This is a genomic window from Aequorivita sinensis, assembly GCF_006346335.1.
GTDB classification, from domain to species: Bacteria; Bacteroidota; Bacteroidia; order Flavobacteriales; family Flavobacteriaceae; genus Aequorivita; species Aequorivita sinensis.
The window spans coordinates 151,184-175,908 of the sequence record NZ_VDMC01000004.1 but is presented as its reverse complement, the minus strand read 5'-3'; the positions used below and the strand labels follow the sequence as shown (position 1 = coordinate 175,908).

The following is a 24,725-nucleotide window of genomic DNA, read 5'->3' as shown; positions in this document are numbered from 1 at the left end:
ACAGAATGAGCCCTGAGAAGTTCATAAATCAATTTTCTTTCTTGAGGCCTCAAGAAAGAAAATTGATGACTATTTTTGATAATCTAAATTAATAAATAACGGTCAACACTAATCAGGGATATACAATGGCGCGTAAGGGAGTTAATAATCGTTATTCAATTTTGATCTCAATCTCCTGTGGCCAGTTTCAACCCTCCTTCGGACAGGTTTCGATTTCAATTTCGTTTTCTTATTGGATTTCGTCAGAGTTTGATTCGTTGTAGGTCCTCTTCCTCTTCAACTACTGTTTGATTGTATTTCAAAGTCCACCCCATTGAATTGGTAAGAATGTAAATTTTCGAAAGTTCAGAAATTAATCTGTTTTCAGCATTCGTTCGCAATTCTGAAGCTTCAATTTTCTTACGTAGCGATTTCTCTACACGTTGTTTTATTTTGTTGTAATCCGAAGCTGTAAATTGATTTAAATAATCTTGAGTTACATCATAGTATTCGATATTTGGATTTATTGATAACTCAGGCTCGGGAATACTCGTGATAGTAACAGTTTTTGTCGCTTCGTTAACTTCAGATGTTATTTTGCTTAAATCGTAGGCTATGCTAGCTTTAGCATTTACTACAATCAATGCTTTTTTACGAGCGTCGAATAGGCCGTACATTAAATCTCTACTAGCATTATAACTAAAAACTTGAGCGTAACTTCCTTCGGTTACAATAAGTTTGCCCACATTTTTTAATTCCTTCTCAATAAGTGCAGTATTAGCTTGCAGGGTTTCGCGATTGTCCTTTCGGTCATCACAATATCGCACACTAAATATTATAACAAAAGCAATGATAATACCGAGGAGAATGTTTCGCATAGAAATAATTTTTACAGGAAAGATATAAAAATTGGGTGTCAGTTAATAATTGTAACCTTTAGTTTAACTGAAAATTAATTATTACAAATCGTATTTAATTACAAGCATAACAATTCTAGGCATTACAAAATACTGCGAAGTTGTATTGAATTGATCATTAAAGCTATCATTATTAATAGATTTTGTGTCTAAAATATTTGTTGCTTGTACAGAAAACTCCCAAGGGCTTTCACCGTGTTTGTAATATAAATTAGCATTAAAAAACGAATAACTGTTTTCAATAGTTTTAGCATCGTTGGTGTAATTGTAGTAATCCCATTCCGCAAAAAAGTTGAAGTCTTTTGAAAATCGGAGGTTTACATTTGCATAAGGTTTGTTGGTGAAGAATGTTTGTTCAATTCCTCCATTGTCATAATCGTTTTTAATGAAACGATAACCAACTTCAAAATTTGGAAAACTCTTAAAATTACTCAACGCACTTATGTTGTAATTTTGAGTAAAACTCTGACTTTCTTGAATTCCATTGTTGATGGTGTTATTTGTTTTGGTTAAGAATAATGCAGCATCCAATTTAAATTGAATTTTCTTTATTCTTTTGCTAAACCTACCAACGGCTGAAAAAGTTTCATCTGGAAAATTACTATCAAAATTAACTGGGCTACTTACTTGATTAATTCCTGCTAGTTGAGTGCTGGTTTTTATAGCATCAATACGTCGAGTATAGCTTAAATTCCCACCAATATTTGTGTAATTAAAAAGATTGAAGCTAAAATAAGTTAAATTGTAACTATGCGATAATGAGTTTTCTAGCTCTCTATTTCCGCGGAAAAGTCTATTGTAATTATTAAAAACGTAGGCCTGTGCGTAATTATTCACATCGCTATATTCTGAAGTGATCGCATAGTTAAAACGTATATTCTCACTTTTCTTAAGTTCTAAAACAACATTTACATCTGGTAATACCATCCAGTCATTTTGAGTTGAGGTTGTTCCTAATTGCTCGTTTTTCAAGTTGTAATTATGAAGTGTAAGCCCAGGTGTGAAAATAAACTTCCCCGATTTTAATTTATAATGAAGTCCGAAAAATACATCTGAGAAAGTATAGTTTACATCGTTATTGAAATCGTTTTCAGTGAAATTATTTTGATTTCCATTATCTAAAATTTGAAAAATATCTGAGTTAAATTTCTGATTGCTATAAGTGGTTCCAAGGGTGAAGTTGAGGTTGCTGACATTGTTCAAAACATAGTAATAATCAATTTTTGCATCGAGCTTATGACTTTTTACAGTTTTGTTTTGGTTAATGTTGAAGCGTTCCGAATGTTCCAAAGGATTGAATGTATCGGCATCACTATTAAAAGGGTCTAGGGGATTAATAGTAGTAAATACCCCTCGAAATGGAATTGAATCCTGAACTGCTTGATAAAATGGATCTTCATTTTGATATAAATGTTGAACTTCTGCAGCAAATATGTTTTTATCATTTAAAGTGAAATAAGCATTCGCGTTTTGATTTATTGAGAAAGGCTTGTTTTCTTTTGCTTCAGAAATATCATTTTGGTTACCGCCAACTATTGAAAGCGTTGCGTCGTCTTGCGTTTGTTTTGAAGTTTTTACCAAGGCGTCATAATCCATCTGAAAATTTGTATTAGGTTTATAAACACTACTCAGTTTTAGCATAGCCAATTGATTGCGTTGATCGTTATTGGTATTTGTATTTTCGGTAATTCCAGTAAGAATGTACTGGCTGATGCTATTATTTACAATATTCGTTTTATTGTCACTTAGAATCCCGAAACCACTGATGTCTAATTTATCATTTACAGCATAACTGAAGTTTCCAGCTACAAACTTGGCGTCTATAGCTTTAGCTCTGTCGTTTTGAGAAACAGCAAAACCTAAGTCGCTATCGCTAATTCTAAAACTAGTTCCACCTCCTCGGTTGAAATTTTTAAAACCGCCCGTAAAATTGAAGTAGTCGCGAAAGGTAAAAGGAACTTCTCCAATATTATTAAAATCGGTAATTAGGTTAATACTGTATTTGGGACTGTAGTAAAATAATTTTGGATGAACCAAATAACGGCCGCTATCTTCACCGTATTCATCAGCAATTCCTGCACCTGCAGTGACTTCTCCAAACCAAAAGTTTTTCTTTCCTTCTTTTAATTTTATGTTAATCGCAACATTATCTCGATCGTTCCCAAGTCCACGCATTTGGTCCACTTCATTGTAATTTCGAAGTACTTCTACTTTGTCTACTGCATCGGCTGGAATGTTTTTAGTAGCGAGCTTGCTGTCGCCGTCAAAGAAATCTTTCCCTTCCACCATTACTTTGCTAACCGTTTTCCCTTCTACCTGAATTTCACCATCGTCATTAACCTCCACTCCAGGAAGTTTTTTCATTACATCACCAAGCTTGCGTTCATTGCCATTGGTAAAACTATCTGCGTTGTAAACAATGGTATCACCTTTTACTGTTACAGGCATTTCGTAAACAATTTCTACATCGTCTAATTGATTTTCCTGCGGATTTAAAATGAAGTTTAAATCGATATTATCAGATTCAGTGGGAACGGAAACTGTTTGTTTTTTGGTTTCATAACCTAAAAAACTTGCGGTTAAAGTGTAAGTATTTCCTTTTGGAAGATCGAGTTGGTAGCGACCTTGATGATTTGTAATTCCATAGGACTCTGTTTCACCTGTAGTTTTAACACTAGCAATTACATTGGCAAATTCCAAGGGATTGCCAAGGCTATCTTTAATGGTTCCTTTTACTTTGATGCTTTGCGCTGAAAGTGAAATGGAGAGCATTATTAAAATGAAGGTGAAGATTTTGTTCATTGGTTGGTTTTATACTGTTTTCGACAGTAATTTTAATAATTCTAAAGTTCAATTTTGCTTGTTTTTTCTCGCAGAGGCCGCAGTGTTTATCGCTTAGAACGCAGAGAAATCGTTATCTCTATAAGTGCTCTGCGAAAAATTTTGCGCTCTCCGCGTGAAACAGATTTTCAATTTCGATTTCGATTTCAATTACGTTTTCTCCTAGAATCCACCGCCACGTCTTCCACCTCTGTTTTGGAAATTTTCACGCAACTCTTCAGTTTTTTCCTGTACAATTTTGATGTATTCTTCACGAGTTACTTTCTTTCCTTTTTTAGGAGCTTCAATTTTTTCGGCAGATTTTGGGTTTATTACAACTTTTGAACATAGCAATGTGGTTCTATAAACGTTCAACTCCATAATTAAGCCAGGTAATCCTCCAAACTCTCCAGGGCCATTACTTACAGGGATTTGTGGTGTAAACCAAGCAGTAACCTCGATTTCTTCAGGAATTTCAATCATATCCATTGGGTCGTCAAAATTTGTAGAATCTTTTTCAACTTCAGTATTTTCCTTTTCATCTTTACCTTTTCTGTCGCGTTTTGGACGAGCCATACTAAAATCGGTTGGGTCAACTTTTTTCATGGCAATAGCTTTAAATACGGTGTACTGTCCTATTTGCTTAGTATCCTTCGTCATCTGCCAATCCAACGATTTTATAGAGTCTGTCACTAAAAATTGTTTTCCAAAGAATTCATTTTCCTCTACAATTTGTCCTGTTTTTAGGTTTTTGTATTGACTTCCAGGAGTAAAGCTATTCATCATCATTCTGAAGCCTGGGTTAATTGGTGTTGCATCAAGTTTTTCTTCTTCTTTATAAATAGATTCGTCTTTTGTAAAAGTGAGGATGTAGGTTTTCTCTAATGCGCTTTTCATCATCTGAGAAACCATTTTTTTCATTTCCTCAGTCATTTCGCGTCTGCCAGCTCCCATTTCATCTAAGTCTACAGTTGTTTTAGATTCGTAAAAAGCTTGCCCACTTATACTTTGTGCGTTTAAAGAAACCGAAAATAAAAGGAGAAAAATTAAAATATATCGTATCATAAAATTGTAATTAAGGGTAAGTTTAAAGTTAATGAACATGAAGTAAATTGCTTAAAAATAATATATTTAAATACAACAAACTATAGTTCACTAATACTAAGACGAGTGAATGTATAATGTGTTACATAATTTTACGTTTTAGGGTATCACCACATTTTGTAACTTGCCAACTTTATGAAACCACTTCTAATATTCTTTTTACTAATTGGTCAATTTAGTATTGCTCAAAGTTTAAACTTAGAGAGTAAGACTCCGTTAGGTGCTGATAGGTTTATTGGAGTAGACAACTACAAGAATACCTATTTTATTAAAGATCGTGTTCTAAACAAGAGGGGAGCTGATGGGAATTTTAAGTTCAACGATCTTCAGTTGGGGAGAATTACTTCAGTTGATATTATAAACCCTTTAAAAGTTGTTGTGTTTTTTCAAGACACCAATACAGTGGTTTTACTCGATAATAAGTTAAGTGAAATTCAAAGAATTAGTTTTAATAATTTGCCGCAATTTTTGAATGTTAGTACTGCTACAAATGCAGGTAGTAATAGTTTGTGGGTTTTTAATGTAGATACGCAGCAACTTGAACTGTACAATTACGGTTCTAAATTGCAAACTGTGGTATCACAACCTTTTCCTGGAAAACTAGTGTCTCAGGCGAGTAACTTTAATTATTGTTTCACTTTAACCGAAAAGAAATTACGCGCTTTTAATATATACGGAAGTATTCTCAATGAAGCTCCTTCAGAAGAATATGAAAAAATCGTTCAACAAAATGAAAACTTGATTGCACTAAAGGAGAATACGCTTTATTACATTCCCGATTTTGCAAAAAGGAATGGTGATAAACCACGAGAAACCGTAAAGTTAGATGTGGCAGAAATGAATATTAAAGACTTGCAGCTTACTAATGATTTGCTTTATATTTATGACGGCAAATATTTGCACATCTTTTCACTAACTATCCCAAAGAATTAAATAATATGCACGTTGCAATTGCAGGAAATATAGGTTCAGGTAAAACTACGCTTACAAGGTTATTGTCAAAACATTACAAGTGGCAACCCCATTATGAAGATGTGGAAGACAATCCGTATTTAGATGATTTTTACAATCAGATGGAGCGTTGGTCTTTTAATCTTCAAATCTACTTTTTGAATAGTCGTTTTCGCCAAATATTAGATATTCGTGAAAAGGGAAAGAGTGTAATTCAAGATAGAACTATTTATGAGGATGCATATATTTTTGCACCCAACCTTCACGCGATGGGCTTAATGACTAATCGTGATTACGAAAATTACAGATCGCTTTTTGAACTTATGGAGAGTGTTACCGAAGGGCCAGATTTATTGATATATCTGCGTAGTAGTATTCCAAACCTTGTGAAACAAATTCACAAACGCGGTCGTGATTATGAAAATTCAATTAGCATAGATTATTTAAGCCGGTTAAACGAGCGCTATGAAGCCTGGATTCACGGTTATGATAAGGGAAATCTTATTATATTAGATGTTGATGATTTAGACTTTGTAGATAATCAGGAACATCTTGGAGAGGTGATTAATAAAATCGATGCTGAACTACACGGCTTATTTTAAAATTAAGATTTATATAAACCCTTGATCTTTTGCGTGATTAATTGCGGCTTCGGTGTCGTCCACTAAAAGTACAGGCACTCTTGTGTAATTTTTATAAAGGTTTTTTACACGTTCCATTTTCTTCCTGCGATTTACATCTCTTAAATAGATAGCTAAAATTCGCCCAGGATATGACTCGGTGATTTCTTGGTAGATATCAGGGTCGTGTTGTCCGCTATCACCTATTAATATAAATGGCAATTTGGGGTAAGTTTTTAAGATATTAATAATTTCAGTTTGCTTTTGAGGTTTCTCAGCTTTGTATTTTTTAGCGAAAGGATTTACAAAATCTCGCAGTAGAATAGGCCCTTTATGGAAGTTGTTGACCTCTAGAAAAACTTCTAAATAATTGTATAAATTCCAAGGACTATGACTTACGTAAAAAATAGGGTTACAATCATTTCCAGATTTTCCGTCGTGTAATTTTTGGTAAAAATCTGCGGCACCTTTTAACGGAATTCGCTTATCAGCACTTTTAAAAAATGTGTTTTTTATTACAGCCCATTTTAATCGAGAGGTAAGTCCAGTGTGAAGAATGGTGTCATCAATATCACTAATTACTCCGTATTTCGCTGTGTTTTTTGGAATAAGAATTTCACCTTTAAACTTGTTGTCTTGTTGTATTTTTCTTCCGCTTTTATTTTCGGTAAAAGAAATTGAAAATTGCATCCAACCTTCTTCATCTGTTAAGGGAAGTAGATTTTCTATGGTTTCATCAATTAAGAAATAACCTTGGCTGTCCGTTACAGTTGAAATTGTTCTATTGTCAGGGAGTGTGAGTGTGAGTTTGGCATTCGTTACTTTGTCGGTAATAAATCGCTTCCAACTATTTCTTAATAAGTTGAATAAACCTGTTTGGTTTAGGTCTATATCCTCATCTTGAATAGATCGACCCTTGGCATAAAGGTGGTTAGCAGTGCCATAACTGCGAAAAGTAACAATCTGAATCGGGTCTTTTTTAAACATAGTCTTTTTTAAAAATGCCAAGTATCAGGCCATAACCACATTATGGTTAAACCAAAAGCAATTGTGATTCCAAAGGAAATTCCTATCCATTTTGCCAATTGACGTGTGCCTAAAACTGCTGCCATAACTCCTTTAAAAGCTAAGTTAGAAAGTGAAGCTAACAATATTAAACGCCAACCAGTAGAGGTGTTTAATCCTCCAGATTTCATCATTTGAGATAAAGATAATGTTATCGCGTCAACATCAGTAAGTCCACTAATTATAGCCACCACATAGAGCGCATCATTTCCAAATTCTTGTTTAGTGAATGCCACAGCTAAAAGAATAGCACCATATAGCAATCCAAAAATCAAGGCACTTTTAAACTGTGCTGGATTTTCAGGTTCAGGCATTTTATCATCTCCACCGTTTTTACTGATGATATAAAACAGACCTACACAAATAATAGCCATAACAACGAATACAGCAATAAGTGGTAGGAAAAGTTCTGAAAATTTTTCTGGGACAACTACACCAACTTCTACTAATACTCTTACCATCGCAACTGCAGAGGCTGCTGAAATAACAAATGCTGCTAGTTTGTTAATGGATTTTGTCTCTTTAGTTTTTCGCGCGTAACTAACAGTTGTGGCTGTGCTGCTAATTAGTCCTCCTAAGATTCCATTAGAGATTATGCCGACTTTCTTACCAACAAATTTATAGATGAAATAGCCTATTACACTTATCCCTACAATTAAGGTTACCATTAACCAGATATTTCTTGGGTTTAAAACATCTAGAGGGCCAAAAGTTTTATCGGGTAGGAGAGGGAGGATTACGAGGGAAATTCCCGCAAAAGTCATTATAGCGGCAAGGTCTTTTTCTTCTAGTTTTTCTATAAAACCATGTAGGTGTTCTTTTAAGTAAAGTAGAATAGCTATAGAACCGCCCACGATAACGGCAATTACCCGATCACCCATTACTAAATAAGCTCCAACAGCAAACATAAGTAGCGCTGCTACCTCTGTGGTTTGCCCTATATCTGTTTCATTAGACTTTTTTAGCTTAATAACATTGGCTGTTACTAATAAGGCTGTAAGACAGATTCCTAAAACAGGAAGAATAAATGGATTGTTAAAATCTCGAGCTAAAAAGGCTGAAACAACACCCATTAGCGAAATGAGTGTAAATGTTCTAACCCCTGCCATTTCGTGATCGCTTTTTTGGCGTTGAAGACCAACAAGCATTCCTAATCCAAACCCAATGGCTAAAGTTATAATGTCCTCGTAATTCATATAAGTACTAAAGTAATAAAAGTTAATCAGGGATTCCGAAAATAGATTTCAGAAATATAAAATTAATATTGCTTGAGTAAAAAAAGCCTGCAAGACGTATAAACTTAGCAGGCTTTAAAAATATTATCCGTTTTAATTATGATATGTTACGGTTTACTCTTTGTCTTTCACTTTTATTTTCATTCCATCTACATCTTTTAATTGTGAACGAACTTCTTCTTCAGTACCTGTAAAAGTTTTAGTTTCTATGCTTTCTATCCCGTCAACAGTTCTTGTAATTGTAACATTTGCTGTAACCTGGTCGTTGTTGTCGTTTTTCAACCACTCAACCATCGTTTCAGTTTTGTTTCTTAAGTTGTCACCTTCAGTGATGGTTTTTCCTGTTTCAATATACTTTATTTGCTTATCGGTTAATACAGTTTTGTTGCCTTCAGCATCTATAATGTAAACCTCTTCTGTCGATGTTTCAGCGGTAATAACATTGTTGTCGTGGTTTCCTAGAATTGGTGCGATAACCAGTCCGATTAAACAAGTTAGTTTTATTAAAATATTCATAGAAGGTCCTGAAGTATCTTTGAATGGATCACCTACAGTATCACCAGTTACAGCAGCTTTATGGGCGTCACTACCTTTGTAAGTCATTTTACCGTCAATCATAACGCCTGCTTCAAAAGATTTTTTAGCATTGTCCCAAGCTCCACCAGCGTTGTTTTGGAAGATTGCCCAAAGTACACCGCTTACGGTTACTCCAGCCATATATCCACCAAGCATTTCTGCAATCGCCATATTGTTCATTCCAAAGATCATCGGAATAAAAGCAATTGCAATAGGGAAACCAATAGTCATAATACCAGGTAATAGCATTTCTCTTAAAGAAGCCTTGGTTGAAATAGCCACACATTTGTCGTATTCAGGTTTTCCAGTACCTTCCATAATTCCTGGAATTTCTCTAAACTGACGTCTTACTTCATTTACCATTTGCATTGCTGCTTTTCCAACTGCATTCATTGCTAAAGCCGAAAAAACAACTGGAATCATACCTCCCACAAAAAGCATCGCTAGCACAGGTGCTTTAAAGATGTTAATACCATCAATTCCTGTAAAAGTTACATAGGCTGCAAATAGCGCTAAAGATGTAAGTGCTGCCGAAGCAATTGCAAACCCTTTTCCGGTTGCAGCAGTGGTATTTCCTACTGAGTCTAGAATATCGGTACGCTCTCTAACAATAGGGTCTTGCTCGCTCATTTCGGCAATACCTCCTGCGTTGTCACTAATAGGACCAAAAGCATCAATTGCTAACTGCATTGCGGTAGTAGCCATCATTGCCGAAGCAGCTAGGGCAACTCCGTAAAAACCAGCAAATGCATAAGAAGCCCAAATTGCTCCTGCGAAAAGTATTACAGAAGGAAATGTTGAAATCATTCCCGTTGCTAAACCTGCAATAATATTAGTTCCTGCACCAGTTGAGGATTGTTGTACTATTTTTAGAATAGGTTTCTTTCCCAATCCTGTGTAATATTCAGTAATGGATGAAATCACTGCTCCTACAACTAAACCAACTAGTGTGGCATAAAATACTCTCATTGAAGAAATTTCTTGAAGTCCTTCTCCGAAGAAACTCATATTCATAGTTTCAGGAAGCATCCATAACACTAGAACATAGCACGAAACAGCAACAAGAATAATAGAAACCCAGTTTCCAATATTTAAGGCACCCATAACTTGAGCTTCCTTAGCGTCATTGCTTTTTATTTTCACTAGCATAGTACCTATAACCGAAATGATAATTCCAACTCCTGCAATTGCCATTGGAAGTAAAATTGGTCCTATACCACCAAATGCATCGGTGATAGCTCCACCCATATCTTTTATTACGTAGTTTCCTAAAACCATAGCAGCAAGAACTGTTGCTACATAGCTACCAAATAAATCGGCACCCATACCTGCAACGTCACCTACGTTATCACCTACGTTATCAGCAATTGTGGCTGGGTTACGTGGATCATCTTCTGGGATTCCAGCTTCTACTTTACCAACAAGGTCGGCGCCAACATCGGCAGCTTTTGTGTAAATACCACCACCAACTCTTGCAAACAATGCGATAGATTCAGCTCCTAGAGAGAATCCAGCTAATGTTTCAAGAACAATTGTCATATCCATAGTGTTCGTCCAAACACCTCCCATAAAGTAATGGAAGAAGAAGATGAAAAATGCGGTAAGTCCTAATACCGCTAGACCTGCAACTCCAAGTCCCATTACTGTACCACCGCCGAAAGATATTTTAAGCGCATTAGGTAAACTTGTTTTAGCTGCTTGGGTAGTACGAACGTTTGTTTTTGTGGCTATTTTCATTCCCATATTCCCGGCTAAAGCAGAAAACACAGCTCCAAAAATAAAGGCTACAACAATTAATATATCTGTAGTAGGAACAACGAATGAAACAACTGCCAAAGCGATACTTACTATTATAACAAAGACAGCGAGTAATCTATATTCGGCATTTAAGAAAGCTAAAGCACCCTCGTAAATGTGGTCGCTTATTTCTTTCATTTTACCATCTCCAGGGTTTTGTTTCATTACCCAAGAACGTTTTACGGCCATAAATAAAAGGCCTAATAACGCCATAACTATAGGCGCATAAATCATCAATGATTCCATAAAAAATTTAGTTTAAGGTTGGTTGTTATTATGTTACTCTCAAAAATAGGAAAATGGATTGGGATATAAAACAGCTATTTTTGTGGTATAAAAATCAAAAATAAAATGGAAAAATTATGGTTTTTTCACTGATACTGTTAAAGTTATGTATTTGTATAATTGCTGGAAGTGATGGAAAGTTGAAATTGAAGTTTCTTGAAAATGTGCCTAAAAAGGAAAAGGACGTAAAAACAAAAGACCTTATAGTCTTGAGTTTTACGTCCTTAATATGAAATGTATTGTTTGCTTAAGAGAGTCTCTTAGATACTGAATTTTCCGTGTACTTCAGGAGTCTCTTCGTAACGCTTAATGCATTGCTCGTAAATTTCTTTTGCTTCAGCAGCATCGCCCCATCCACCTACATCTACACGTTTCTTTTCAAGATCCTTATATACTTTAAAGAAATGCTCAATTTCTTTTTTCAAGTGAGGGTTAAGGTCTTCTAAATCGTTTAACTGGCTCCAGATTGGGTCTGATACAGGTACACAGATAATTTTTTCATCTTGTCCTTTTTCATCAGCCATATGGAAAACTCCAATAGCCTTTACTTCCATCACACACATAGGGAATGTAGGCTCATGACCTAACACTAGTACGTCCAAAGGATCACCATCTTTTGCGTATGTCTCTGGAATAAAACCATAATCGGCAGGATACATCATACTGCTAAAAAGCATACGGTCGAAACGAATTTTCTTTAACTCAAAGTCGTATTCATATTTGTTACGGCTTCCTTTTGGAATTTCTATTAGTACGTCGAATGTCTTATTCATGATAATTTTTTAAGTAATTTATTTTGAGGGTGCAAAAGTACTGCTTTCCTTCTTAATGGGAAAGTAGTTGCACAGTGTTTTCCACTACTTAATAGAAACTTATGTTTTTTTATAATGAAAAGTTGATCTAGCCTTGCTTAAGAACTTGAAGTAAATGTTCTAAATCCTCTTTAGTGTTGTAATAATGAAACCCTACTCTTATACCGTTTCCTCGTAAAGAACACGCAATATTGTTTTCTCTTAGTCTTTTAAAAACATCCTTATCGCATTGTAAGTTGAAAATAGAAGAGTGGTTTCGACGACCTAGTGTTTTGTTTGAGAGTAATCCAAGTTCGGTAAAGCTTTCTTTGGCTAGTTCCGAAATTGACTTTATCTGTTGATACAACACATCTCGGCCAAATTGTTCTTGAAACTTAATGGCTTGTGCTATACTTCCATAATTTAAAGTGTCTTGATGGCCAGGCTCAAAATGTTTTATAAAAGCAGTGTCTGAGGCTGAACTTTCAAACGTAGCTGCAGAGTTAAATCCTATAGTTTTAGGCGATATTCGGTGTTGAGCAGTTTCTTTAATAAATAATATTCCATTTCCGAATCCAGATGTAAGCCACTTATAACAACTTGTGGCTAATACATCAATAGGACTATCTTCAAAATTGAAAACTTCTGTACCTAGATACTGCGTGCCATCAGCTATTAACAGTAAGTTCGGGTATTTATTTTTTAGTTGTTTTAAGAAGTTGAAATCTATTTTAATTCCACTTAGCCACTGTACAATACTGAAAATAAACACTTCAGGTTTGTGCTTTTCAATGGATGTTTCAATGTTTTTTTCAAGATTTTCATCTATTTCAGCATAACACACATTGAACTCTCTACTTTCAACAGGCCAATTTACTGAAGGGTAATCATTATTTAATAATAGTATTTTCTGATTTTTAGGAAGGCCTTCCAAAACACTATTTATCCCAAATGAGAAATTTGGGATTAAAGCAATTGTATTAAGCGAAGCTCCAAAGAATCGTGAAATCTCATTCTTTGTGTCTGCAATAATTTCTTGATGATTCGCACGAAAAGCTACAGGATTGTTTAGCAGATCATCATCCTGAATTCGTCTCCAGTCTATCACAGGTTTCGGAATTAAACCATTTGCAGCGGTATCGAGATACACTGTGGTGTTAAGGCTGGGAAAGTGTTTTCTTATTTCTTTCATATGAATTATGCCATTACTGCGAAATTTAGGTATTTTTACAGAAAGTTATCGTGATTGTGTAACGAAAGTAACTAACTATGTTCTCAAAAACTAAAAAAACAGACAGAATAGACGCCGAACAGCGTGAGCAATACGAATATGCACGTAGACGAATTAAGCAGAAAAAGAACTTAATGCGTCACTTTATTTTGTTTTTAGTAGGTTCAATTATCCTTATTATTATAAATCCTGTATTGGGTTATGGTAACGAAACATTGATAAAAGATTGGTTTATATGGGCAATTTTAATTTGGACTTTTATCTTTTTGATTCATCTTTTCAATGTTTTTGTGATGAATAAATTTATGGATAAGGAATGGGAAGACAGACAACTTGAAAAGTTAAAAGCAAGACAAGCAGAGAAAATTGCAGAACTTCAAAAGCAAGTTGATAGCGAATTGCAATTGCCAAAAACTGACGATTTCACAAAAAAAAACGAAGCAGACAACCTATTACCTCCAGACGTACAATGATAACAATGATTGCTGCCGCGGCCGAAAACAACGAATTAGGAGCAAAAAATGGAATGATTTGGCACCTGCCTGACGATTTTAAACGTTTTAAGAAGCTTACCAGTGGTCATCACGTAATTATGGGGCGTAAAACATTTGAATCTTTAGACAAGCCGCTTCCCAATAGAACTAATGTTGTAATTACACGTGATAAAAATTATGAGAAGTTGGGTGCAGTGAGTGTGCAAAGTTTGGAAGAAGCATTAGAAATCGCAAAAAATGACTCTCAACCCTTTATTATTGGTGGCGGTGAAATTTATAAAATAGGATTGTCCCTTGCTGACAAAATTGAGCTAACTCGTGTTCACGGAACTTTTGCTAATGCCGATACATTTTTCCCTGAATTTTCTACCGACGAATGGAAATTGGAATCGGAAACCCGTCATGAGATAGATGAAAAGCATAAATATGCTTTCACCTATCAAACTTGGGTTCGTCGTTAATTAATTTCGCTTAAGTTTTTACTTCAACAATCCAGCACGCTTTAATAACGCTTCTGGGTCTGGTTTCTGTCCGCGGAATTTAATGTATAATTCCATTGGGTCCATAGTTCCTCCTTGTGAAAGCACGAAGTTTTTAAACTTATCAGCTACTTTTTTACTAAAAATCCCTTCTTGTTGGAAATATGCAAATGCATCTGCATCTAACACTTCCGCCCATTTATAACTGTAATATCCTGCCGAATAACCGCCTTGAAAAATATGTGAGAACGAAGTGCTCATACAATTTTCTTTTACATCCGGATATAACTGAGTGTCTTCAAATGCAGCAAACTCAAAGGCTTTTACTTCGTTAATTCCACTTGGGTCTTGGCTGTGCCAAGCCATATCTAACATTCCGAAGCTCAATTGGCGAAGTGTTGCCATCCCTTCAAGGAAAGTAGCTGATTCTTTTATTTTCTCCACATACTCCATCGGGATTACCTCTCCGGTTTTGTAATGTGTAGCAAAGAGTTCTAAAGTCTCTTTTTCGTAGCACCAATTCTCTAAAATCTGACTTGGTAATTCTACAAAATCCCAATAAACACTAGTTCCTGATAGGCTAGGGTATTGGGTGTTTGCAAGCATACCGTGTAAGGCGTGACCAAACTCGTGGAAGAGGGTGGTTACTTCGTTAAATGTAAGAAGTGAAGGTTTACTGGCAGTAGGCTTGGTGAAATTACAAACGTTAGAAACATGAGGCCTATCGTTTGTACCGTTTTTTGTTTGCTGAGGTTTATACGAAGTCATCCAAGCTCCATTGCGCTTGCCTGCACGTGGATGGAAGTCTGCATAAAATAGTGCAACTAATTCTCCTTCGTCATCTTTTACCTCGTAAGTTTTTACCTCTGGATGATATTTGTCTATATTTTGAACTTCTTTAAAGTGTAGTCCATACAGCTTTTGTGTAACGGTAAAAACTCCGTTTATTACATTTTTTAATTCGAAGTATGGTTTTAGCTTTTCGTCGTCAAGGTTGAAAAGTTTTTGTTTCAACTTTTCTGAATAATAAGCGCCATCCCATTTTTCGAGATGATCTATTCCATCTAGTTCTTTTGCGAAAGCGGTTAATTCATCAAATTCTTTTTTAGCTGCAGGTTTTGCTTTTTCCAGTAATTCGTTTAAAAAAGACTTTACTTTTTCAGGAGTTTCTGCCATTCGCTCTTCAAGAACAAATTGTGCGTGACTTTTATACCCCAATAAATTTGCCCTTTTATAACGTAATTGAGCAATCTGAAGTACATTTTTCTGATTGTCAAATTCGTCATTATTAAACCCTTTTGCACCAAATGCAATTGCCATTTTTTTACGCAATTCACGATTGTCGGCATAGGTTAAAAATGGAACATAGCTAGGGTAGTCCAAAGTGAAAACCCAACCTTCTTTTCCTTTTTCTTCTGCAGTTTGAGAAGCAGCTTCAATTACCCCTTCAGGTAAACCACTTAAATCCTTTTCATCGGTAATATGAAGTTCAAACTTGTTAGTTTCTGCTAGTACATTTTCTCCAAAAGTGAGTTTTAACTTAGAAAGTTCGGTGTCTATTTTTCTAAGTTTTTTTTTCTTTTCTTCTGAAAGATTGGCTCCATTTCTTGAAAAACCTTTGTACTTTTTATCGAGCAACATTTGTTGTTCTTCATTAAGGTCTAATGTGTCCTTTTGATTATATACAGCTTTTACTCTTTCAAAAAGGGCTTCATTCAACAACATATCATTGCCGAATTCGGTTAGCATAGGGGAGATTTCCTGTGCTAATTTCTGAATTTCATCGTTTGTTTCTGCACTGTTTAGGTTGAAGAAAATACTTGTAGCTCGGTCTAACTTTTCACCACTAAATTCTAATGCTTCAATTGTGTTTTCAAAAGTAGGAGCGTCAGAATTTGAAGTTATAGCATCAATTTCAGCTTTTGTTTCTTCAATTAACTTTGTAATTGCAGGAAGAAAATGCTTGTTTTCAATCTTTGAAAATGGGGCTGTGTTATAAGATTGTAATAAAGGATTCATTGAAAGTTTTTAGATTTTAGACGTTAGATTTTTCGACTCAAAAAAGGTGAGTCAAAATCGATTAATTAATTTTAGCCACTCACCACTCACCACTCATCACTTACCACTACGAACTTCTTTCGCGCCTTCTTCTACTTTTACTTTAAGGCTTTCTTTGTAGGCTAAAATTTTATCCAAAACAGATTTATCTGACGATCCAATGATTTGTGCGGCTAAAATACCTGCATTTTTAGCGCCATTAAGTGCAACTGTAGCTACAGGAACACCGCCTGGCATTTGTAAAATAGACAATACGCTATCCCAACCATCGATTGAGTTACTAGATTTCACTGGAACACCGATAACTGGTAAAGGTGAAAGTGAAGCAATCATTCCAGGTAGATGGGCAGCGCCTCCAGCACCAGCAATAATTACCGAAATTCCGCGGGTATGAGCATTTTTACCGTAATCAAAAAGCTTTTCTGGTGTGCGGTGAGCAGAAACTATATCTACTTCCACTTCAATGTTGAATTCTTTTAAAATATCTACAGCGTCCTGCATCACTGGCAGATCGCTAGTACTTCCCATTATTATTGCTACTTTGCTCATGTTTTTTAGTTCTGTGTCAGGTCGAGCGCAGTCGAGACCTACTTATTAAGACGAATCTTGCTTAGTATTGACCTCTCGACTGCGCTCGAGGGGACAAAGTGATTTTTAATTAATATTATTTATTTGCTGGAGTGCATGAGAGATCTATAATTTACTCACTAACAACCTCAATTGTTTTCTTAACTTCTTCCGCTATTTTTCGTGCTTTGTCGAGATCTTTATTTACTATGGTTACGTGGCCCATCTTTCTAAATGGACGCGTTTCTTTTTTACCGTAAATGTGAGGCGTTACTCCTTCCATCGCTAGTATTTTTTCTATGTTTTTATAGACAACCTGACCTGTATGTCCTTCTGAACCAACTAAATTAACCATAATTCCACCTACTTTGCTATCGGTATTACCTAAAGGTAAGTCTAAAATAGCTCTAATCTGTTGTTCAAATTGGTTGGTGTAGCTAGATTCAATGCTGTAATGACCGCTATTGTGTGGTCTTGGCGCTACTTCGTTTACTAAAACTTCATCGTCTTCGGTTTGAAACATTTCTACAGCCAAAAGTCCGACGTGCTTAAACGACTCCGATACTTTTTCAGCTAAAGCTCTTGCTTTATTGGCAACAGCTTCGTCTATTCTCGCGGGACATATCACGTATTCTACTTGATTGGCTTCTGGATGAAACTCCATTTCAACAACTGGATACGTTTTTACTTCCCCTGAAGGATTTCTTGCAACAATTACAGCAAGTTCATTTTTAAATGGAATTAGCTTTTCAGCTATACAAGCATCAGAAGATAGCGGGATAATATCTTCAGCATTTCTAATAACGCTTACGCCTTTTCCATCATAACCGCCAGTACAACTTTTCCATACAAATGGGAAATGCAGCTCCTTTCTTACAATGGCTTCATTTAGCTCATTTTTATCCTTGTAAATTTTGAAAGGAGAAGTAGGGATTTTATGTTCCTTATAAAACTGCTTCTGCACTCCTTTATCCTGAATATTTCGCAAGGTTGCGGCACTAGGATAAACTTTCACACCTTCGTTTTCCAGCTTTTCTAAAGCTTCCACATTTACACCTTCAATTTCAAAAGTAAGTACATCTACTTTTTTTCCGAAGTTATAAACGGTTTCAAAGTCCATTAAATCACCTTGTTGAAAGTAATCTGTCGCTATTTTGGAGGGAGCTTCATTGCTTGGGTCGAGAACGTGAGTGCGAATGTCCCACTTTCGGGTTTCGTATAACATCATTTTTCCCAATTGTCCGCCGCCAAGAATGCCGAGGGTGAAGTTGGTGGAGAAGTAGTTCATATTGATTATTGGTTTTTTATAATTTGCAAAGATAGTTATTTCGATACTTTGACTGGACTTTGCATTATAGATTTGCTAATTGGTTATTTAGATTCTACATTGATTGATTTCAATAATAATAATTCATAAAATTCATTTGTATTTATTTGGCATTTGTTCTGCAGGTTTATTTTTACATTTGAAGGAATTAAGAATATAATGTCAGCCTTTATAAAATCACGTGATTTGTAAAAGTTGATTTTAGAAAATAACTCAAAAATATGCTCCTCGATAATACAGAACTTATTAAAACCACCTTTGAAAAAAGTATCCCAATGCATAAGTTTTTGGGATTGAAAATAGACTTGCTCGAAAAGAATTTTGTGAGAATTAGCGTTCCATTTAGAAAAGAATTGGTAGGCGATTTTAGAAATAACAGATGGCACGGAGGCGTTATTGCTACCGTTATGGATTCTGTGGGCGGTGTAATTGGTGCTATGCACTTTACTTCACTACAAGATAAAATTTCTACTATCGATTTAAGAGTGGATTATCTTAGAGGTGCAGAACCCGAAGCTATTATGGTAGAAGGTAAAATAATAAGATTTGGAAATAGAATTCTTGTAGCTAGAATGAAAGCGTTTCAAAATGAAAAATTGATAGCGGAAGGAAAAGGAGTTTATAACTTTGTGAGAATGAACAAGGCTAACAATGAAAATTCTTAAAAATTAAGGTTTTGATTTAAAGACAATCTATCGTCGCTCAGACATAAGATTGCTTTGCTTTAGGACTTAAGACTAAATGCAATCTAACGAGTAAGACTTGGTAATGGAACTTACCCTTAAAGTCTGTAATTCTAATTGAAAACAATAAATTCATAAAATATGGATGTAGAAACATTAAATAATTTGGTAGAAACTGAAGCTGCAGTTGCGGTTTACTTTTCTGCGCCTAATTGTGGAGTTTGCCATGCGCTAAGGCCAAAAGTAGAAGAGTTGTTTTCTGAAGATTTCCCCGCAGTAAAATTCATTCACGTAGAAATAGATAAATCCCCTGGTATTTCTGGAGAGTTGGGAGTTTTTTCGGCTCCCACATTATTAGTGTTTTTTGAAGGAAAAGAATTTTTAAGAAAAGTTAGATTGATGAGTATTCAAGAATTGCAGGAGAAAATTGAACGTCCGTATAAGATGTTGTTTTGATTTTGACGATTATTCAGATGAACCTTCCATTTATCTAAAAAATTTATAGTACGAATCAAAACCGCGATTTTATCATTTTCATTGAAAAACAGCTCGCTTAGAGGCCTAAAAAACTACAAAAATCTATTAAATGAATATGATTTAACTATTAATTTATTTGGAACAAGTTCTGCGTCTTATATTCTTTAACGGAGCTATTTTAAATCTTAGTCGGTCACGACTAAAAAAAAATCATACTTTTAAACATCCAAATAAGGTTTTAAATGAAAAATCAGAAACAGGCATATATTTATGCAGGTATAGCGGTGCTGTTGTGGAGTACGGTTGCAACTAGTATGAAAATAGCGCTACAGAGCTATAGCTTTTTACAGTTGTTATTTTGGTCATCGGCCACAGCATTATTAACCCTGAGTATCCTTATGCTTGTAACCAAGAAATTTGGTAACCTCGCCAAACTCCCTTCAAAAGCTTTTTTAAGATCGGCTTTTTACGGTGCTATAAATCCGTTTTTGTATTATATCGTTTTGTTTAAAGCTTATGAGCTTTTGCCTGCCCAAGAGGCACAAGCACTTAATTATACTTGGCCGATAATGCTTAGCTTATTAGCTGTGCCTTTACTCAAACAAAAAATAGGTTTAAAAAACTTAGTTGCAATTGGCATAAGTTTTATAGGTGTGCTTATTATTGCCACTGGCGGGAACTTAATTAACTTGTCGTTTACCAATGGGCAAGGCGTGTTATTCGGTCTTGCTTCTGCAGTAATCTGGGCTCTGTTTTGGATTTTTAATATTAAAGACGAACGCGATGAGCTAAGTAAGTTGTTCCTAAACTTTTTCTTCGGATTTATTTATATCCTCATCGCCTTATTACTCACTTCAGAAATAGTATTTGTAGATATCAAATCATTTGGAGGTGCGGTATATGTCGGCTTATTTGAAATGGGGATTACTTTCGTAATATGGTCTATCGCACTTAAAAAATCTATCACTGCAGCCAAAGTGAGTAATCTTGTTTACTTAGTACCCTTTTTATCCTTAGTAGTAATTTATTTTGTGTTGGAAGAACCTATTAGGTTTCCAACTATCATCGGACTCTTTCTAATTGTAGGTGGACTAACTTTCGATAAGATAAGTTTTAGACAGTTGCGCTTTAAAGGTGGAAAGCAGGCTTAATGGAAATTGACAGTTAGGATTTAGTTTATAGAATTAGTTTTTTACTTAGGAATTTAAAAGTCATTTCTTGAGTTAAAGCTTTTTTCTTCATTAGATATAATAATATGACAATACACTTAGAGACAGAGCGCTTACTTATGCGCGATATAATGGATTCCGATGTTCAGGCGATGTTCGCTATGGATTCAGATCCAGATGTTCATGTTTTTCTAGGAAATAAACCGATTTCTACCATGGAGGAAGCAACAAAAATAATTAATAATATACAACAGCAATACCGTGACAACGGAATAGGCAGATGGGCAGTAGTTGAAAAAGAAAGTGGAGCTTTTATCGGGTGGAGTGGATTTAGGTTAATTACCGATGTGGTAAACGACAAGACTAATTACTATGATTTAGGATATCGATTTCTGAAAAAATATTGGGGCCAAGGATATGCTTCAGAAGCGGCTATAGCCTCATTAAATCACGGATTTCAAAATTTAGGTTTTGATGAGATTGTAGGAATCGCAGACGTAAATCATTCTGCTTCAAATTTTATCTTGGCAAAATCGGGACTTATTAAACGAAATGAATTTTTCTATGAAGAAGTGCTTCACAATTTCTATACCTTGACAAAAACGGAGTGGCAAAAGCTTCAAAATCGAGGGTGATACTAATCGTTATACAAAAATGTATAGATTATATTTGTAAATCCCCAATTCCCTAAATTGCAAATAGGCATGCATTCTTATAAATCACTTTTTATTTTAACCATAATATGGCTTTTTTCTTGCTTATTTGTGCCACAATTATGTAGTGCCCAATCCCAAAAAGAATTTGCTAAAGAACTTGAAGAGGCAAATTTAAGTGTTTATCAAGATGCTCAAAAAGCTGTGGCTTTAAGTACAATGGTTTACCAAAAAGCAGAACTATTGGAAACAAAGATTTATGCTCTGGTGACTATGGTTAACGGTTATACAGCTCTCAATCAAAATGGAAAATCTTTGAAATATGCTTCAAAAACTTGGGAATTGGCAGAAAGTTCGGGTAATACTCAATATAAAATATGGGCTTTAGGATTATTGGCAGAACAATATCAATTATCTCATTTAAATGCTATTTCTAGAGAATATTTGGATAGAGCAGAAGAGCTTATAGAAAGCTCTAATCTGTCTAAAGAAGCAATGGCGGTTTCTCGTGGTAATATCTACGCAATAAAAGGGAATGGGTATAAAGATGAGATAGATTGTGAATACGCTATCAAAAATTACAATTTATCCATAGCTTCTTATCAAACAATTCCAGAAAACTCTGTTTCGCTTAACAATCTGGCTTTAGTATTTCTAGAGAAAGGAAATTGCTTGCTAGAACTCAACGATTTAAAACTAGCGAAAACAAATTTTCAAAAGGCTTATTTTATTGCTGTTCAAAACGACCTAGAAGAATATATGCATAAGGCTAATATTGGTCTTGCTAAAGTATCTACTCGAGAAGGAAATTTTGTTGCAGCAAAAGATAGTGTGGTGCAAATTCTAAATATTATCGATACTACACAAAATCCAAAAATTAAATCAGAATTATACCTTCTTTTGAAAGAGAATTATTTGGCTTTAGGCGACAAAAACAAATATGAATTATATCGAAAAAAATATAGTAGCTCAGCTAAAGAAATTGAGAAACTCGAGGATAGACAATTTGAAAATGTATTTCAGTTTGTCGAAGAGCAGCCTCTTGAAACAGATAAAAGTTTAAAGTTTTTAGATTACATTCTATATGGGCTTTTGGTAATTGCAATGATGATTTCAGCTTGGCAACTGTGGAATTGGGTTAAAAATAAATAACGATGCTAACCTTTAAAATTCTAAACATTCAACGTGTGTTACCTTTTTCAATCGTGTATTCTTGTGCAGTTTTCAAAGAATTCTTCTAATTTGTCTAAAATCTTTTAATGTGAATATAAAGTGTTGGTTATTAGTTTTTTGAATTTGTTTTTGTCTTGATGAATTTACGTAATTTTCGTTAAATTCAGTGGTTTTCAATTTTTTGTTGAGGTATCTTTTTAGTTGTTTTGTTCTCTTCAAATTTTACTTCACATAAAATTATTTCTAATGAAATTTAAAACTACACTTGTATTGCTGATGTTAATTTCAGTAGCAGCAATTGCGCAAATTCCACAATCTTCAACTTCCAATGGTCACACTATTGAAATGCGCAAAAAAGAAATTCGAGCTTTTAAGCATTATAACCTAACGGAATTTAATAGGCCAGAAATTGTAACTTCTCCTTTTAAAAATGATTCGCAGGGTGGAGCCGTTGCAAATAGTTCAAATCGCACAACTTCAGAATTCGAGCCTTATGCACAAATAGATGTGCTTAGATGGGGGGTGATTAACAAAGTTGAGAACGGCGGTGAAATACTTTATTCCTCAGAACGAATTGGGAATATCTACACGGTAAAAACTTATAATGATGATATCGAAATAGTTGATGATTTTACTATTGAAGTGCCAGAATCGGCAAATCAAATAGAGGTGGTAAATCATTATTCATCAAACTTTTTTAACGCTGATAGCAATAACGAATTTATGATTTTCCTTCATTATTTTGAAGGTGTAGATCCAGGTCCAGACGATCAAGTTTGGGAAGTTTGGGTAGTAAATAACGAAGGTGAAATATTGCAACAGCTTGACGGATATTCAGCTGAAACTAAAATTGATGCTGCTGGTAATCATAAGGTATTTACTTATATGGCCGATGATAGTGATGTAACTATTAAAGCTTTTAATGCTGCTACTTGGGAGTTAGATAATAGCTATGTTTATAATTCAGAATTGATAAACTTTTTAATGGGTTCTCCTTTCAACTTTATAACTATTGACGGTGTAGAATATGTTGCTTTGGCACATTATAAGCATTTGTTTATGGATAATGCAACCTTAGAGGTATTTCCAGATAATAATCTAGTTATTAAGTTATTAGATTTTAATTTAGAAGAGGTGAAAACAATGTATTTAGACATCGACACAAGGTATCCAGATGCAGGACAATTTGTAATCCCAATGGGTCAATTTGGAGTATTCTATAGAGACCAAACCTATGATATTTCGAGTGATATTTTTAATTCGGATAGTAAGTTAGAGGTAGTTTATGGTATAACTTATTACGATATGATTGCGGATAATGAGTGGAATACATATATGGTTGCAAACGAAGATGGTGAAATGATTCACGAGCTTAATGAATACGTTATTGACAGTTTTATGGAGATTAATAGTGTTGATGGTCATGACAATCAGTTAGGCTTTTTGATGGGAGCTGATGGCATGGCTACTAACCTTGGGTTTTTTAATATAGAAAGCTGGTCTTTCGAGTTGATTTTGGATGCAAATCACAATGGTGATCAAATTTCTGCTGATTTCAATAGAATTCAAAAAGGGTATTCTTATAACTATCTAGTTGGATTAGGCGAACCAGATGAAGAAAATGGAAATATTTTTGGAGTTGTAAATGAGTATGAGAGAGATGGTTCGCTTTTTAAAAGGCATAGATTTCTTTTACCTGAAGATGTAGTTCTTTTCCAACCTATATTAACGAGGTTTGCTCTTATTCCTAATTTATTTGTAGATGATAGTGAGTTATACTTCATGTACATCTATAAGCAAATGGCCACAGATGGTTCTAATTTCAACAATTTAGTGGTTTCAAAGAGCAATGAAGATAAGCTAGTAGAATTTAGAGGTGATACAGGTATAGGAAACGTTATCGGGTCTAACTTTCTTACCGATGGAAATGGTGCATTTAATAAAATGACTGTTCAGTACGAAACAGGCAATTACCAAATGCAGACGGACTTTTACAGACTTCCATTTGAATCTATTTTGGGTGTTGAAAACAATGAGGTAACACAGTTTTCATTATATCCTAATCCAACATCCGAAATGTTAAATGTTAATGCAGGAGTCTCAATAGAATCTATTCAGATTTACAATATTTCAGGGAATCTTTTAATGAATGAACCTATGAAAGATACTCAGGGCTCCATAAATGTTTCTAGTTTAACTAGTGGTTTATATATTGCTAAGGTTACTTTGAATAATGGAACTTTAAAGCAGTTGAAGTTCATAAAAAAGTAATTT

The 24,725-nt window shown here is 34.8% G+C and carries 21 protein-coding genes; 10 read left to right on the top strand and 11 right to left on the bottom strand.

The window, feature by feature from the left end:
• Positions 1–242 precede the first annotated feature (242 nt).
• The 3 genes from FHP04_RS07540 to FHP04_RS07530 form a co-directional block, all read right to left on the bottom strand.
• Complete coding sequence (locus FHP04_RS07540) at positions 243–857, bottom strand: DUF4230 domain-containing protein (protein ID WP_139855482.1); 615 nt, start codon at positions 855–857, stop codon at positions 243–245.
• Between the two features lie 81 nt (positions 858–938).
• On the bottom strand, positions 939–3,698 hold the full coding sequence (locus FHP04_RS07535) for a TonB-dependent receptor (RefSeq protein ID WP_139855481.1): 2,760 nt from the start codon (positions 3,696–3,698) through the stop codon (positions 939–941).
• A 201-nt stretch (positions 3,699–3,899) separates the two neighbouring features.
• A complete protein-coding gene (locus tag FHP04_RS07530) occupies positions 3,900–4,781 on the bottom strand; it encodes a GLPGLI family protein (RefSeq protein ID WP_139855480.1) in 882 nt (293 codons plus the stop codon).
• A 174-nt stretch (positions 4,782–4,955) separates the two neighbouring features.
• On the opposite strand from FHP04_RS07530, the gene FHP04_RS07525 reads away from it, so the two are divergent.
• A complete protein-coding gene (locus tag FHP04_RS07525; protein WP_139855479.1) occupies positions 4,956–5,753 on the top strand; it encodes a hypothetical protein in 798 nt (265 codons plus the stop codon).
• Positions 5,754–5,758: 5 nt separating this feature from the next.
• Positions 5,759–6,373, top strand: coding sequence for a deoxynucleoside kinase (locus FHP04_RS07520; RefSeq protein WP_139855478.1), 615 nt, complete (start codon positions 5,759–5,761; stop codon positions 6,371–6,373).
• A 9-nt stretch (positions 6,374–6,382) separates the two neighbouring features.
• Here FHP04_RS07520 and FHP04_RS07515 read toward each other — a convergent pair whose 3' ends face one another.
• The 5 genes from FHP04_RS07515 to FHP04_RS07495 form a co-directional block, all read right to left on the bottom strand.
• Positions 6,383–7,378 carry an App1 family protein gene (locus FHP04_RS07515; protein WP_139855477.1) on the bottom strand — a complete coding sequence of 332 codons (996 nt, stop codon included), beginning with the start codon at positions 7,376–7,378 and terminating at the stop codon, positions 6,383–6,385.
• An 8-nt stretch (positions 7,379–7,386) separates the two neighbouring features.
• On the bottom strand, positions 7,387–8,652 hold the full coding sequence (locus FHP04_RS07510; protein ID WP_139855476.1) for an MgtC/SapB family protein: 1,266 nt from the start codon (positions 8,650–8,652) through the stop codon (positions 7,387–7,389).
• Positions 8,653–8,805: 153 nt separating this feature from the next.
• On the bottom strand, positions 8,806–11,310 hold the full coding sequence (locus FHP04_RS07505) for a sodium-translocating pyrophosphatase (RefSeq protein WP_139855475.1): 2,505 nt from the start codon (positions 11,308–11,310) through the stop codon (positions 8,806–8,808).
• A gap of 299 nt (positions 11,311–11,609) precedes the next feature.
• Positions 11,610–12,122, bottom strand: a complete 513-nt coding sequence (locus FHP04_RS07500) for an inorganic diphosphatase (protein WP_139855474.1) — start codon at positions 12,120–12,122, stop codon at positions 11,610–11,612.
• Between the two features lie 127 nt (positions 12,123–12,249).
• Positions 12,250–13,332, bottom strand: a complete 1,083-nt coding sequence (locus FHP04_RS07495; protein WP_139855473.1) for an aminotransferase class V-fold PLP-dependent enzyme — start codon at positions 13,330–13,332, stop codon at positions 12,250–12,252.
• 77 nt (positions 13,333–13,409) lie between these two features.
• Here FHP04_RS07495 and FHP04_RS07490 point away from each other — a divergent pair, with 77 nt between their 5' ends.
• Together FHP04_RS07490 and FHP04_RS07485 are read left to right on the top strand one after the other, a co-directional pair.
• The gene (locus FHP04_RS07490) at positions 13,410–13,844 is read left to right on the top strand and encodes a 2TM domain-containing protein (RefSeq protein ID WP_139855472.1); all 435 of its coding nucleotides are present in this window, start codon (positions 13,410–13,412) and stop codon (positions 13,842–13,844) included.
• Positions 13,841–14,326: a dihydrofolate reductase gene (locus FHP04_RS07485; protein WP_139855471.1), complete on the top strand. Its 486-nt coding sequence runs from the start codon at positions 13,841–13,843 to the stop codon at positions 14,324–14,326. The genes FHP04_RS07490 and FHP04_RS07485 overlap by 4 nt, the downstream gene beginning before the upstream one ends.
• Positions 14,327–14,344: 18 nt before the next feature.
• On the opposite strand, the gene FHP04_RS07480 is transcribed toward FHP04_RS07485, so the two are convergent.
• The 3 genes from FHP04_RS07480 to purK form a co-directional block, all read right to left on the bottom strand.
• Complete coding sequence (locus tag FHP04_RS07480) at positions 14,345–16,363, bottom strand: M3 family metallopeptidase (protein ID WP_139855470.1); 2,019 nt, start codon at positions 16,361–16,363, stop codon at positions 14,345–14,347.
• Positions 16,364–16,459: 96 nt separating this feature from the next.
• Positions 16,460–16,951 (bottom strand): 5-(carboxyamino)imidazole ribonucleotide mutase, encoded by a 492-nt coding sequence (gene purE, locus FHP04_RS07475; protein WP_139855469.1) that lies wholly within the window; start codon positions 16,949–16,951, stop codon positions 16,460–16,462.
• 151 nt (positions 16,952–17,102) lie between these two features.
• Positions 17,103–18,257 (bottom strand): 5-(carboxyamino)imidazole ribonucleotide synthase, encoded by a 1,155-nt coding sequence (gene purK, locus FHP04_RS07470; protein WP_139855468.1) that lies wholly within the window; start codon positions 18,255–18,257, stop codon positions 17,103–17,105.
• 260 nt (positions 18,258–18,517) lie between these two features.
• Here purK and FHP04_RS07465 point away from each other — a divergent pair, with 260 nt between their 5' ends.
• The 6 genes from FHP04_RS07465 to FHP04_RS07440 all read left to right on the top strand — a co-directional run bounded on the left by FHP04_RS07465 (position 18,518) and on the right by FHP04_RS07440 (position 24,722).
• Complete coding sequence (locus tag FHP04_RS07465; RefSeq protein ID WP_139855467.1) at positions 18,518–18,961, top strand: hotdog fold thioesterase; 444 nt, start codon at positions 18,518–18,520, stop codon at positions 18,959–18,961.
• Positions 18,962–19,120: 159 nt separating this feature from the next.
• Positions 19,121–19,435, top strand: coding sequence for a thioredoxin family protein (locus FHP04_RS07460; RefSeq protein WP_139855466.1), 315 nt, complete (start codon positions 19,121–19,123; stop codon positions 19,433–19,435).
• Positions 19,436–19,698: 263 nt separating this feature from the next.
• Positions 19,699–20,607, top strand: coding sequence for a DMT family transporter (locus FHP04_RS07455; RefSeq protein WP_139855465.1), 909 nt, complete (start codon positions 19,699–19,701; stop codon positions 20,605–20,607).
• 104 nt (positions 20,608–20,711) lie between these two features.
• Entirely contained in the window at positions 20,712–21,260 is a 549-nt protein-coding gene (locus tag FHP04_RS07450; protein WP_139855464.1) for a GNAT family N-acetyltransferase, read from the top strand.
• Between the two features lie 69 nt (positions 21,261–21,329).
• Positions 21,330–22,430, top strand: a complete 1,101-nt coding sequence (locus FHP04_RS07445; RefSeq protein ID WP_139855463.1) for a hypothetical protein — start codon at positions 21,330–21,332, stop codon at positions 22,428–22,430.
• Positions 22,431–22,697: 267 nt separating this feature from the next.
• Positions 22,698–24,722 (top strand): T9SS type A sorting domain-containing protein, encoded by a 2,025-nt coding sequence (locus tag FHP04_RS07440; RefSeq protein WP_139855462.1) that lies wholly within the window; start codon positions 22,698–22,700, stop codon positions 24,720–24,722.
• Positions 24,723–24,725: the final 3 nt, after the last annotated feature.